Below are 12,511 nucleotides of genomic sequence, written 5' to 3'. Positions count from 1 at the left end.
GACGAGGGTCGCCGATGCGAACCGCATATCACGAGGAGCTGGCCGCGCTGAGTGGCCGGCTCGGCGAGATGTGTGGGCTGGCGATCAGCGCGCTGGAGCGTGCCACCCGGGCTCTCTTGGAGGCCGACCTGTCGCTTGCGGAGCAAGTCATCGCCGACCGAGAGCACATGATCGCGCTCAACCGGCGGGCCGAGGAAGCGGCGCTGCGGATCCTTGCGTTGCAGCAGCCTGTCGCGAGTGACCTGCGCACGGTGGTCGGGTCCATCCACATCGCCGCGGACATCGACCGGATGGGTGCGTTGGCGGCCCACGTCGCAGGCATCGCACGTTTGCGGCACCCGGAATGCGCGCTGCCTGCCGACGTGCGCCCGACCTTCGCCGAAATGGGTGCCCACGCGGTGACACTCGCGAGGACCGCGCAGGAGGTGGTGCTCTCGCGTGATCCCGACAAAGCGGCGCGGTTGCGCGACGAGGACGACGCCGTCGACGCCGAGCATCGGCACCTGTTCACGCTGTTGATCGACCACAAGTGGCTGGACGGGGTGTGCTCCGCCGTCGACATCGCGTTGCTCGGCCGCTACTACGAGCGGTTCGCCGACCATGCCGTCGAAATCGGTAAGCGGGTGGTGTTCGAGGCGACCGGGGGACTGCCGGGACACAAGCAGATGGCGTAGCCCCCGGCGTTGAATCCGGGTCGCTAAACCCGGCCCCGCCGCAATGGGTGCCGGCCCGGGGGCTGCTGCGGCGTCGGCAGCAGCGGTTCGCAGCGGTGGACCGGCAACCTCGTCGGTTCCCGAGAATCCAGCACGACATCTTCGCCGCCATGGCGGATCCGCAGCACGGCGTCCGGACCGTCGCGCAGCGTGTAGGTGACGTCGTCGTGGTTCGCGTCGATGGTGACCCGAAAGCTTCTCCAGCGCAATCGAAATCGGAGCCGCGATATCCCGTCGGGCAATCTGGGGTCGAGCTCGAGCACTTCTTCGTCGTCTCGCAACCCACCGAAACCGGCCACCAGTGCGGCCCACGCCCCGGCGAGCGACGCCATGTGCAATCCATCGCGGGTGTTGCCGTGCAGATCGCGCAGGTCGATCATCGCGGCCTCATAGGCGTAGTCATGGGCAAGGTCGAGATGGCCCACCTCGGCGCACATCACCGCCTGCGTGCACGCCGACAGCGACGAGTCCCGGCTGGTGCGGCGTTCGTAGTAGTCGACGTTGCGGGCCTTCTGCTCGGCGGTGAACACGTGGTCCTGCCAGTGCATTGCCAGAACCAGGTCGGCCTGCTTGACCACCTGCGCCGGATAGAGCCGGACGTATGGCTCGTGCATCAGCAGCGGGTAGATCGTGTTGCTGGTGAAGTCCCACTCCCGCAGGGTCGTGAATCCCTCGCACTGAGGATGCACCCCCAGTTCCTCGTCGAACGGGATATGGGCCGATTCGGCGGCGTGGCGCCACGCGGCCATTTCCTCGTTGGTGACCCCCGCGGTCTGGGTGGCGTCCACGTTGCGCGCGCAGGCATCGGCGGCCGCCCGAAGATTGGCCGCCGCCATCAGGTTCGTGAACACGTTGTCGCGCACCACGGCGGTGTACTCGTCCGGTCCGGTCACACCGTCGATATGCCACACCCCGTGCCGATCGTGATGTCCCAGCGACGCCCACAGCCGAGCGGTCTCGATCAGCACCGTGAGGCCACACTCGTGCTCCAGGGAATGGTCGCCGGTCACGACGCGGTACCGCTCGAACGCCATTGCGATGGTGGCGTTGACGTGGAAGGCCGCGGTGCCCGCCGGCCAGTAGGCCGAACACTCCTCGCCGTGGATGGTGCGCCACGGGTATGCGGCACCCTCGAGATCGAGTAGGGCGGCCCGCTCCTTGGCGAGCGGGAGAATCGATGAGCGCCAACGCAATGCGTCGGCCGCCGCCGACGGATGGGTGTAGGTCAGCACCGGAAGCACGAAACCTTCGGTGTCCCAGAAAGCGTGCCCGTCGTAACCCGTGCCGGTGAGCCCCTTAGCGGGTATCGCGCGCCGCTCGGCGCGAGCGCTGGCCTGCAGGACGTGGAAGAGCGCGAACCGCACCGCCTGCTGGAGGTCGGAGTCACCCTCCACCTCGACGTCGGCACCGTCCCAGAAGTCGTCGAGATACGCGCGTTGGGCGTCGAGCAGGCCCTGCCAGCCGGTGTACCGCGCGTTGGCGAGCGCTGCCGCTGCCTGATCACGCAAGGCCGGGCGGGACCGCAAGCTCGACCACCCGTAGGCGAGGTACTTGACGATCCGCAGCCGTTGGCCGGGCCGGAGGCCGCAGATGACTGTGGTGGTTGCCCAGTCCACGCCGGCACCGGTGTCGATCTGAACCCGGCCGGGCACCTCGACGTCGTGGTCCATCGCCGCGGCCATCATGAGGTTGGTGCCCCGGGTGCGGTGCAACAGGATCGCGCCGCGGTCGGAGTGTTCGTGCTGCACCGGCTCCAGCGGTTTCTCCAGCACCGCCGACACCCTCGGATCCCTCGATGACGGCGGCAACTCCTCGTTGGCGACCAGTTCGGATTGCGCGGTGACCCTGACGAATTCGTCCTGCGCCTCGACGACGTATTCGATTGCCGCCACACTTCGCTGGGCCAGCGAAACGATCCGGGTGGACGTTATCTTGATCTTCTTGCCTGTCGGCGAGCACCAGCACGCGGTGCGCTTGAGCGTGCCCGCCCGCAGATCGAGGACGCGTTCGTGGTCGAGCAGTTCGCCGTAGCGCACATCGAACGGTTCGTCGTCCACCAGCAGCCTCATCAGCTTGCCGTTGGTGACGTTGACGACAGTCTGGCCGTCCTCCGGGTAGCCGTATCCCGCCTCGGCATATGGCAGGGGACGAAGTTCGTAGAACGAGTTCAGGTAGGTGCCCGGCAGGCCATGCGGCTCGCCTTCGTCGAGGTTTCCGCGCATTCCGATGTGGCCGTTCGACAGTGCGAACAACGACTCCGACTGGGCAAGTACGCTGATGTCGAGCGATTTCTCGCGGACCTGCCACGGCTCGACCGGGTACACATCGTCGTGTAAGGTCATGCGAGCAGCTCCGCCAGGTCGGATACCACGATGTCAGCTCCGTTGCGCCGCAACGCTTCTGCGTGACCTACCCGGTCGACGCCGATCACCACGCCGAAGCCTCCCGCGCGCCCGGCCGCCACGCCGGCGATGGCGTCTTCGAAAACGGCGCCCTGCTGGGGTTCGATGCCGAGGAGCTCGGCTGCACGTAGGAAGGAATCGGGCGCCGGTTTCCCTGCGATGTTCTCCTCACGCAGCACGACACCGTCGACCCGGTATTGGACAAACCCCGCCAGCCCGGTCAATTCGAGTATCTCGCGAGTGTTGGCGCTGGCGGACACCACCGCGATGCCCAGGCCCGACTCCGCGGTCGCCTCCAGATAGCGCCGCGAGCCCTCGAACACATCCACGCCGTCCATCCGCAGAATCTCTTGGAACATCGCGTTCTTCGCGTTGCCCAGCCCGTAGACGGTCTCCTGCGGTCGCCCGTCGTCGGGATTGCCGTCGGGCAACTCGATGCCGCGGCTGGTCAAAAATGACCGCACGCCGTCTTCTCGTTTCTTGCCGTCGACATAGGGCAGATAGTCGGTTTGCACGTCGAACGGTGTGAATGCCTCACCGGTGCGCTCCGCCCGCGCCCGGAGGAAGTCGTCGAACATCAGCTTCCACGCCTTCTTGTGCACGCTTGCGGTGTCCGTCAGCACGCCGTCAAGGTCGAACAACGCAGCGCGGATTCCAGCGGGAAGACCAAGTTTCTCAGTTGTTCCGTCAGTTCCAGGGCTTATCGGCACCATCTACCCATTCCCGTTTTCGCCCGCTCGCAAGCTTGTGCATCGATGAACTTACTGCAAGGAGGGTGTGCGAGACGCCGCTCGGGGCTGTGGCGGCGATCAACCGGCCAACTAGACTTGCCGCGTGACATCTGGATCCCCACGGCCCGTACTGGTAGTCGATTTCGGAGCGCAGTACGCGCAGTTGATCGCTCGGCGGGTCCGCGAGGCTCGGGTGTATTCCGAGGTGATCCCGCACACCGCCAGCATCGAAGAGATCAAGGCCCGTGACCCCCGGGCCATCGTGCTTTCCGGCGGACCGGCGAGTGTCTACGAGGACGGCGCCCCGCAACTGAACCCGGGGTTGTTCGACCTGGACGTACCGGTGTTCGGCATCTGCTACGGCTTCCAGGCGATGGCCCAGGTGCTGGGCGGGACCGTCGCGCGCACCGGGACCCGTGAGTACGGCCGCACCGAGTTGAAAGTGACTGGCGGAGAACTGCATTCGGATCTGCCCGCTACCCAGCCGGTGTGGATGAGCCACGGTGACGCGGTCACCGAAGCCCCGGACGGTTTCGAGGTGGTGGCGGTCAGCAGCGGTGCCCCGGTCGCGGCGTTCGAGAATCGCGGTCGGCGGCTGGCCGGTGTGCAGTACCACCCGGAGGTGATGCACACCCCGCACGGTCAGCAGGTGCTGAGTCGCTTCCTGCACGAGTTCGCCGGGATCGATTCGACCTGGACGCCGGCCAACATCGCCGACACGCTCGTCGAGCAGGTGCGTGAGCAGATAGGCGAGGGGCGGGCCATCTGCGGGCTGTCCGGCGGGGTGGACTCCGCGGTTGCCGCCGCGCTCGTGCAGCGGGCCATCGGCGAGCGGTTGACCTGCGTGTTCGTCGATCATGGCCTGTTGCGTGCGGGGGAGCGGGCTCAGGTGCAGCGCGACTTCGTCGCCGCCACGCACGCCAACCTGGTCACCGTCGACGTCGCCGACCGGTTCCTCGAGGCGCTGTCCGGGGTGAGGAACCCCGAAGGCAAGCGCAAGATCATCGGGCGGCAGTTCATCAGGGCGTTCGAGGAGGCGGTCCGCGACATCGTGTGCGACGACGCTTCCGAAGTCGAGTTCCTGGTGCAGGGCACGTTGTATCCCGACGTGGTGGAGTCCGGCGGAGGGTCGGGCACCGCCAACATCAAGAGCCACCACAATGTCGGCGGCCTCCCCGACGACCTGAAGTTCAAGTTGATCGAGCCGCTGCGGTTGCTGTTCAAGGACGAAGTCAGGGCGGTGGGCCGTGAGCTCGGCCTGCCTGAGGAAATCGTTGCGCGCCAACCATTTCCGGGCCCGGGCCTGGGTATCCGGATCGTCGGCGAGGTCACGGCCGAGCGGCTGGAGACATTGCGTCGCGCCGATGCGATCGCCCGCGAGGAACTGACCGCCGCCGGACTCGACAACCAGATCTGGCAGTGCCCGGTGGTGCTGCTGGCCGACGTGCGTTCGGTGGGGGTGCAGGGCGACGGCCGCACGTACGGACATCCGATCGTGCTGCGCCCGGTGTCCAGCGAGGACGCCATGACCGCTGACTGGACGCGAGTGCCCTACGAGGTGCTCGAGCGCATCTCGACCCGCATCACCAACGAGGTCGCGGAGGTGAACCGGGTGGTGCTGGACGTGACGAGCAAACCGCCCGGCACCATCGAATGGGAGTAATTCTCAGGACTCGTCCGTGGTTCCGGTGTCCTTGTCGATGAGGTCACCGAGAATCTCGCCGACCAGCGACTCGATCGTCGACTCGATCGAGAACGCCAGGGTGGCCGACACCGCGGAGACCGCCTGCGTGCGGAACCGCACGAGCATGGTTATCAGCTCGGCGATCTCGGTGTCGGGCGGCAGTGCGGCGCCCGGGTTGATGCGGTGCAGCACCTCCTCGACACCGGCCTGCACCAGGATGCCGCTGATCTGGTCGAGCAGCGGCGCGATCCGCTCGTGCAGGTCGATGAGTTTGCCGGTGGCCACGCCGTACTGGCGGATGTCGTTGAAGGCCTCGATGAGCTTGGGCCGCACTACTGTAGCTTCTTGGAGGCCTTCCTCTCCTTCCAGCCGGATCACCCCCAGTCCGACCATCCGCTCGAAACCGGGCTCGTCGTCGACGAGTCGCTTGGCGTCGGCGACGCTCATGCGCTCGGGCTTTTCCGTCGCCCAACTGCCGGCGATCGCCGATTCGAGCCCGAGGATGTCACCGACGCCCTTGCCCTGCTCCCACGCCGACAACATCTCGTGCACATGCGAGATGTTGTAGCCGCGGTCCAGCAACGAGGTGATCAGCCGCAACCGGGTCAGGTGCGTGTCGTTGAAAAGCGCGATCCGGCCGACCCGCAGCGGCGGGTGCAGCAGGCCACGATCGCGGTACACCCGGATATTGCGGGTGGTGGTGCCCCCGAGCCGGGCGAGTTCCTCGATGCGGTATTCCCCGGACTCCGCGACGCCGTGGGGGTGTACGGCGGCGTCGAACAGTTGCGACACGGCGGTCTCGACGACATCGCGAGAACCGCGGCGCACTCGCTGCGGTGCGCGCCGAAGCCCGTTGAGGATCGCCGAGATCGGTCCCGCTTGCGGTCGCGATGTCACATCAGGCCGGTGTGATGATCGCGGCTGGGCTCGCGTCGGCTCCGACTCGGCTCGCGACGAGGTAGTCGTCCAATCGGAAGTCCCGCATCTGTCGAAGATACTGCGTTGCAAACCCCGGGTACATCGACGCGTTGAAACCGTCGGCGGTCAGGTACCAACTGTTGCAGCCCGACATCCAGGTGGTCTTGGTCAGCCGCTTCTGGATGCGTTCGTTGTAGCGTCGCTGGACATCCGCACGCACATCGAGATAGCGCACACCCTTGCGCAGGATGGTGGTGATCGCCCGCACCGTGTAGTCGAGTTGACCCTCCACGTAGACCAACAGTGAGTTGTGGCCCGGTCCGGAGTTCGGGCCCGTCATGAAGAACAGGTTGGGGTAGCCGTGCGCGTTGACGCCCTTGTAGGCCTGTGCGCCGCCGGCCCAGTCGTCGCTCAGCGAGCGGCCACCGATCCCGGTCACTCCGAACGGCGGTCCGGTCAGATGAACGTCGTAACCGGTGGCGAAAACCACGCAGTCGAGGTGGTGCTCGACGCCGTCGCTGGTGCGGATGCCGACGGGGCTCATGGTGGCGATGGGCCAGTCGATCAGCTTGCAGTTGTGGCGCTGCAGCGCGGGGTAGTAGTCACTGGACATCAACATCCGCTTGCAGCCCGGGGTGAAATCCGGGGTGAGCTGACGGCGCAGCCACCGATCTTTGACCTGCATCCGAAGGTGCGCCTTGCCCAGCCTGGCCACCAGGCCGGTGAGCGGGGTGTCCCATACCAGCGCGGTCGCGGTCAGCTCGTGACCCCAGAACAACGCCTGTCGTGCGATCTCCTGAACCACCGGGGCTTTCGCGAAGAGGGTCTGCGCCGCAGCGGGTGTGGCGATGTCCAGCCGCGGCAGTACCCAGCCCGGCGTGCGCTGGAAGACCTTGACGCGCTCGGCGCACTTGACCAGTTCGGGCACGATCTGCACCGCGCTGGCACCCGTACCGACGACGGCCACCCGCTTGCCGGTGAAGTCGTAGTCATGATCCCAGCGCGCACTGTGGATCTTGTGGCCCTCGTAGCTGTCCAGGCCGCGAATGTCGGGCCACTTGTGGTCGGCCAGCGGTCCCGACGCCAGCACCACGGTGCGAGACCGAAACGGCTTGCGCCCGTCCACTTCCAGCGTCCACACACCTTGGGCTTCGTCGAAGTGCAGACCGTTGACTTCGACGCCGAACCGGATGCGGTGGCGGAGCCCGAAATCGTCGACCATGTCCTCGATGTGGGCGCGGATCTCGTCGCCCGGTGAGTAGGACCGCGACCACCCCGGATTCTTGACGAACGAGAACGAGTACAGCAGCGACGGAATGTCGCATGCCGCACCGGGATAGGTGTTGTCCCGCCAGGTACCGCCGACCCGGTCGCTGCGCTCGAGGATGACGAAGTCCTCGACGCCGGCCTCGGAAAGCTTGATCGCCGCGCCGATGCCGGTGAAGCCGGCGCCGACGATCAGCGCGTCGTGGACGTCCATGTCAGGCCGCCGGCTCGTGGGTGACCTCTTTGACCCAACTCGGCACCGACGGCAGCAGCGGTCGCGGATACCGGTCGGAAACCCACACCATGGAATTGGCCAGTAGGTGATAGGGGTGTCGCGGGTTGGTGACGACGCCGGCATAGCGTCTCAGGAAGCGGTACGTCGGTACCCGGTTGGTGTACTCACCGCGATCGCCGAGTTCTTTGAATCTCTTCACCGCCCGGTACAACCGCTCCGGCTCCATTCCCATGGCGACGATCTCGTTGCGGATCCGGTTGATCAGCGGTGCACCCATGACCGCGCCGATGATCAGCCCCGGGGTGGCGTTGTGGCCGACGAAGTCGATCAGCAGCCGACGGATCCTGGCGTGTCCGATCATGTCGAGAACCTCGAAATCGACCACGAGATGGCGGGACTCGTCGTTGTTGATCTTTTCGAACACTTTGTGGCACACGGGATCGTGCACCTCGTCGAGCAGGAACTTCAACAGTGCGCCGTCAAGGGCGACCTCGAGCATCGGGATGACCGTGCCGAGCAGCGACAGCGGCATGTCGTCGGCCCAGCGGTCGAGCCAGTCGATGGCCAGGCGGATGTTGACGTTGGGTTCGGGAACCTCACCGTCTTCGAGCATGCCCCAGCGCTTCATCAGCGCCAGTTCGGCGTTGGCGTGCCGTTGCTCCTCGGCGTGGAAGTAGCGGTATATCTCGGCGATCGTCGGCGTCGGCGCCTTTTTGGCCAGGGCGGCGAAGCCGCGTGCGCCGATGTTCTCGATCCAGCACAGGTCGGCCATGAACGCCTTCAACTTCGGGCGCTGCTCGTCGGTGATCAGTTCGGCGCCCGGAGCGTTCCAGTCGATGTCGGCCAATGCCCATTGCCGGTCCTTGATCTTGGCCAGCATCGCGTCCATGTCGATTGCCATTGCGCCTCCTAGGTCGTGATGCGGTTGGTCAGGCCGACGGCTCGGGTGTACGCCGTAGGAGTGAATCGTTTGACGCCCCAGCCGATTCGGGCGTCCAACTGCGGCATGCAGTACAGGCCGCCGCGGTCGAGGGTGTCCAGGCAGGCGCGGGCCACCCGCTCGGGGGAGAAACCGGTCCAGCGCATCAGCCGGTCGGCCAATTGGGTGGACCTGGCCGAGATGCGCCCGGACTCGACGATATTGGTCTTGACGAACGTCGGGCACAGCGCGGTGACATGTACGCCCGTGCCGCTCATTTCGGCGGCCAGCGTTTCCGAGAGCGACAGCACCCCAGCCTTGCTGACGTTGTAGGCCGCCATCCCCGGCGCCGCACCGAAGGCGGCGGCCGAGGCGACGTTGATGATTCCGCCGTAGTGCGCGTCACGCAGAATCGGCGCGAACACATGGCAGCCGTGGATCGGCCCCCACAGGTTGATGTCGAGCACCCAGCGCCAGTCGTCCAGGTCGATCTCCCCGATCGGCAGCCCACCGGCACCGACCCCAGCGTTGTTGACCACCATCGTCGGCGGGCCATCGAACCAGGAGTGTGCGGCGTCGGCGAGCGCGATGACGTCGTCGATCCGGGTGACGTCGCAACGCATCGAAGTCACCTGCCCGCCTGTGCTTTTGATCTGTTCGGCGGTGGACTGGGCCGACGCCTCGTCGATGTCGCTGCACACCACCCGGCCGCCGCGCTTGGCGAGTTCGACGGCAAATGCGGCGCCGATGCCGCTGCCTGCGCCGGTGATGACGGCCGCCGCGTTGCGGCTGCGCTTGTGTCCGAAGATCATCTACCTCGCCCCGCGGCCCGGTGATGTCGTTGTCGCGCAAATCTCGAGCGATGAATCCCGAGATCCGGCGCATGGCGGGCGCCGCCTCGGGAGTCAACCGCGGCAATGCCTGGAAGACATGCACCTGGTCGTGAACCTCTGGGCCGCAAACCCATTCGCCGACGAGGCGTCGGGCGTCGGAGGTGCGGGTGTCGACGGGGTGGACGCGGGCGCCGGCCAGCGGGGGGCCGAAAGGAGGGCAGGACGGCGCTGGGCTGGCGCAGTGTCACGCTGCTGACGGCGGCCGCACTGCGGGCGTGCTGCGAACCGCGCAGAGGCAGTGCCGGCTCTTCGTCGAGCATCACCTCAGTGCAACACCGATTGGTGACATTTGTCAATGTCATCAATTGTAGGTGTCGCAATTTTTCCCGCCGAGCACTGCGAACGGCTTGACGCTGTCGGCGGGTAGGTGTTTACTCGGGATATCGAACATACGTTCGAAATACTAGTGAGGCAGACGATGCAGGAGGTGCTGTTGTGACAGCAGCCGTGAGCCTGGATCAGCGTCAGCTTACCCGCACTGAACAGGTGGAACACCTGCGTCGCAAGATCGCGGCGGTGTCCGGCAAGGTGGGCGGCGGGCGCCGCGGCGCGGCCTCCTCGGCCGAGCCGCTTCCGGACTCGGAAACTTTGCTGCCGATGCCCGAAACGTCCCCCGCAAGCGGGTGGTACCCCCAGGCCGAACTTGCGCAGCTGCCGCGTGGGACGGTGGCGGTGGTGGCGGGGGCCAGGTCGCTGTCGCTGAGCATGGTGGCGGCGGTGACGGCAGACGGGGGGCATGCCGCGATCGTCGGCCAACCCGACGCCGGTCTGCTGGCGGCCGTGGAGATGGGCGCCGACCTGAGCAGGCTCGCGGTCATCCCCGAACCGGGCGCCGATCCGGTCGAGGTCGCCGCGGTGCTGATGGACGGAATGGATCTGGTCGTACTCGGGCTGGGTGGGCAATACGTGCCGGCTACCCGGGCGCGGGCGGTGGTGGCCCGGGCCCGGCAGAAGGGGTGCACCCTGCTGGTCACCGGCGGCGAATGGCAGGGAGCATCGGCCCGGTTGGAGGCCAGGGTGTGCGGCTATGAGATCACCGGCCAGGGGCGGCCGGGGTTTGGCCGTATCGGCCGGGTGCGACTGGCCACCCGGGCCAGGGGACGCTCGTTCGGTTCCGGGCGTGCAGTGGGCGGATGAGTGTCCACGCGGGTTCTCGCCATCTGGTGCATGGACTGGCCGGCCGTCGCCGCGGCGGCCGCGGCGGGCCTGGCGTCGACCGCCCCGATCGCGGTGACGCTGGCCAACCGGGTCATCGCGTGTTCGGCGTCGGCCAGGGCGGCGGGGGTGCGACGGGGGCTGCGCCGCCGGGAAGCGCAGGCGCGGTGCCCGGAACTGCACGTGGCGACCGCCGACCCGGCGCGCGATGCCCGCCATTTCGAGAGCGTGACGCTCGCGGTGGACGACCTGGTGCCGCGGGCCGAGGTATTGCGGCCGGGTCTGCTGGTGCTGCCGGTCCGCGGCGCGGCCCGCTACTTCGGGTCCGAACAAGCCGCCGCGGAGCGGTTGGTCGACGCGGTGGCCGCCGCCGGTGCCGAATGCCAGGTCGGTGTCGCCGACCAGTTGCCCACCGCGGTGTTCGCTGCGCGGGCGGGGCGCATCCTCGCGCCCGGACAGGACGCGCTGTTCCTGTCGGCACTGTCGATCCGTCAACTGGCCACCGAGCCCAGCCTGGCCGGACCCGGTCGCCAAGACCTATCGGACCTCTTGTGGCGCATGGGGATTCGCAGTATCGGACAGTTCGCCGCGTTGTCCCGTAGCGATGTCGCGTCGCGGTTCGGGGCCGACGCGGTGGCCGCGCACCAGTTCGCCCGCGGCGAGCCTGCTCGGAGGCCGTCGGGCCGTGAACCCGAACCCGAACTCGACGCCGTCATGGACTGTGACCCGCCGATCGACCGAGTGGACGCCGCGGCCTTCGCCGGACGATCGCTGGCATCTGACCTGCACCGCAGCCTGGCGGCGTCCGGCGTGGGCTGTACGCGGCTGGCCATCCACGCCATCACCGCCAACGGCGAAGAGCTGGAACGGGTTTGGCGCTGCGCCGAGCCGTTGACCGAGGACGCCACCGCCGACCGGGTGCGCTGGCAGCTCGACGGCTGGCTGAACAGGCGCAACCCCGACGACCGGCCCACCGCGCCGGTCACGGTGATCCGATTGCGCCCGGTGGAAGTGGTGTCGGCCGAGGCGCTGCAGCTGCCGCTGTGGGGTGGCGTAGGAGAAGAGGACCGGCTGCGTGCCCGTCGCGCGCTGGTGCGTGTGCAGGGTCTGCTCGGGCCGGAGGCGGTGCAGGTGCCGGTGCTCAGCGGCGGCCGGGGACCCGCCGAACGCATCACGCTGACCCCACTGGGAGATGAGCCGGTGCCCCGGGCCGATCCGCATCAGCCGTGGCCCGGCCAACTGCCCGACCCGTCGCCGACGGTGTTGCTCGATGATCCGGTCGAGTTGTTCGACGCCGACGGTCGTCCGGTGCGGGTGACCGCACGCGGCCTGTTCTCCGCCGATCCGTCGCGGCTGGCCGCGCCCGGCAAGGTCGTCAAGCCGGGCAGGCTGGCCTGGTGGGCGGGGCCGTGGCCGGTCGACGAGCGGTGGTGGGATCCCGAACAAGGAAAGTCCGGCCGCAGCGCGCGGGCACAGGTGCTCCTGGACGGCGGGTCGCGCGACGGGCACCCGGGTCAGGCCTTACTGCTGTGTTACCGGCAGCGGCGGTGGTACGTCGAAGGGATTTATGAGTGACGACCGTGCGAAAGGGTACC

General features: G+C 67.5%; 10 protein-coding genes. 4 read left to right on the top strand and 6 right to left on the bottom strand.

Annotated elements, in window-relative coordinates:
- The first annotated feature begins 14 nt into the window (after window positions 1-14).
- Entirely contained in the window at window positions 15-674 is a 660-nt protein-coding gene (gene phoU / locus QGN32_RS06395; protein ID WP_326547786.1) for a phosphate signaling complex protein PhoU, read from the top strand.
- Window positions 675-697: 23 nt separating this feature from the next.
- On the opposite strand, the gene QGN32_RS06390 is transcribed toward phoU, so the two are convergent.
- Both QGN32_RS06390 and QGN32_RS06385 read right to left on the bottom strand, forming a co-directional pair.
- A complete protein-coding gene (locus tag QGN32_RS06390; protein WP_326547785.1) occupies window positions 698-3,055 on the bottom strand; it encodes a glycoside hydrolase family 65 protein in 2,358 nt (785 codons plus the stop codon).
- The gene (locus QGN32_RS06385; protein ID WP_326547784.1) at window positions 3,052-3,828 is read right to left on the bottom strand and encodes a beta-phosphoglucomutase family hydrolase; all 777 of its coding nucleotides are present in this window, start codon (window positions 3,826-3,828) and stop codon (window positions 3,052-3,054) included. The genes QGN32_RS06390 and QGN32_RS06385 overlap by 4 nt, the downstream gene beginning before the upstream one ends.
- Before the next feature lie 121 nt (window positions 3,829-3,949).
- Here QGN32_RS06385 and guaA point away from each other — a divergent pair, with 121 nt between their 5' ends.
- Window positions 3,950-5,509, top strand: coding sequence for a glutamine-hydrolyzing GMP synthase (guaA, locus tag QGN32_RS06380; RefSeq protein ID WP_326547783.1), 1,560 nt, complete (start codon window positions 3,950-3,952; stop codon window positions 5,507-5,509).
- Between the two features lie 3 nt (window positions 5,510-5,512).
- On the opposite strand, the gene QGN32_RS06375 is transcribed toward guaA, so the two are convergent.
- From QGN32_RS06375 to QGN32_RS06360, 4 genes are read right to left on the bottom strand one after another with little or no spacing between them, the layout of a single operon-like run.
- Window positions 5,513-6,427: a MerR family transcriptional regulator gene (locus tag QGN32_RS06375; protein WP_442791787.1), complete on the bottom strand. Its 915-nt coding sequence runs from the start codon at window positions 6,425-6,427 to the stop codon at window positions 5,513-5,515.
- 1 nt (window position 6,428) lies between these two features.
- Complete coding sequence (locus tag QGN32_RS06370; protein WP_326547782.1) at window positions 6,429-7,928, bottom strand: flavin-containing monooxygenase; 1,500 nt, start codon at window positions 7,926-7,928, stop codon at window positions 6,429-6,431.
- Between the two features lies 1 nt (window position 7,929).
- Window positions 7,930-8,850, bottom strand: coding sequence for a ferritin-like domain-containing protein (locus QGN32_RS06365; protein WP_326547781.1), 921 nt, complete (start codon window positions 8,848-8,850; stop codon window positions 7,930-7,932).
- 8 nt (window positions 8,851-8,858) lie between these two features.
- Window positions 8,859-9,680, bottom strand: a complete 822-nt coding sequence (locus QGN32_RS06360) for an SDR family NAD(P)-dependent oxidoreductase (protein WP_326547780.1) — start codon at window positions 9,678-9,680, stop codon at window positions 8,859-8,861.
- Between the two features lie 516 nt (window positions 9,681-10,196).
- Here QGN32_RS06360 and imuA' point away from each other — a divergent pair.
- Window positions 10,197-10,898: a DnaE2-dependent mutagenesis accessory factor ImuA' gene (imuA', locus tag QGN32_RS06355; protein ID WP_326547779.1), complete on the top strand. Its 702-nt coding sequence runs from the start codon at window positions 10,197-10,199 to the stop codon at window positions 10,896-10,898.
- 30 nt (window positions 10,899-10,928) lie between these two features.
- Window positions 10,929-12,491 carry a DNA polymerase Y family protein gene (locus QGN32_RS06350; RefSeq protein ID WP_326547778.1) on the top strand — a complete coding sequence of 521 codons (1,563 nt, stop codon included), beginning with the start codon at window positions 10,929-10,931 and terminating at the stop codon, window positions 12,489-12,491.
- Window positions 12,492-12,511: the final 20 nt, after the last annotated feature.

The sequence above is a fragment of the Mycolicibacterium sp. ND9-15 genome (assembly GCF_035918395.1).
Taxonomy (GTDB): Bacteria; Actinomycetota; Actinomycetes; order Mycobacteriales; family Mycobacteriaceae; genus Mycobacterium.
Note: the sequence above shows the minus strand (reverse complement) of the source record. Positions and strands in the feature narration are given on the sequence as shown.

Coding starts and splice junctions, on each gene's coding strand:
- QGN32_RS06365 (WP_326547781.1), bottom strand. CDS start 8,850: ATGGCAATCGACATGGACGCGATGCTGGCCAAGATCAAGGACCGGCAA.
- QGN32_RS06350 (WP_326547778.1), top strand. CDS start 10,929: ATGGACTGGCCGGCCGTCGCCGCGGCGGCCGCGGCGGGCCTGGCGTCG.
- QGN32_RS06370 (WP_326547782.1), bottom strand. CDS start 7,928: ATGGACGTCCACGACGCGCTGATCGTCGGCGCCGGCTTCACCGGCATC.
- QGN32_RS06390 (WP_326547785.1), bottom strand. CDS start 3,055: ATGACCTTACACGACGATGTGTACCCGGTCGAGCCGTGGCAGGTCCGC.
- phoU (WP_326547786.1), top strand. CDS start 15: ATGCGAACCGCATATCACGAGGAGCTGGCCGCGCTGAGTGGCCGGCTC.
- QGN32_RS06360 (WP_326547780.1), bottom strand. CDS start 9,680: ATGATCTTCGGACACAAGCGCAGCCGCAACGCGGCGGCCGTCATCACC.
- QGN32_RS06385 (WP_326547784.1), bottom strand. CDS start 3,828: ATGGTGCCGATAAGCCCTGGAACTGACGGAACAACTGAGAAACTTGGT.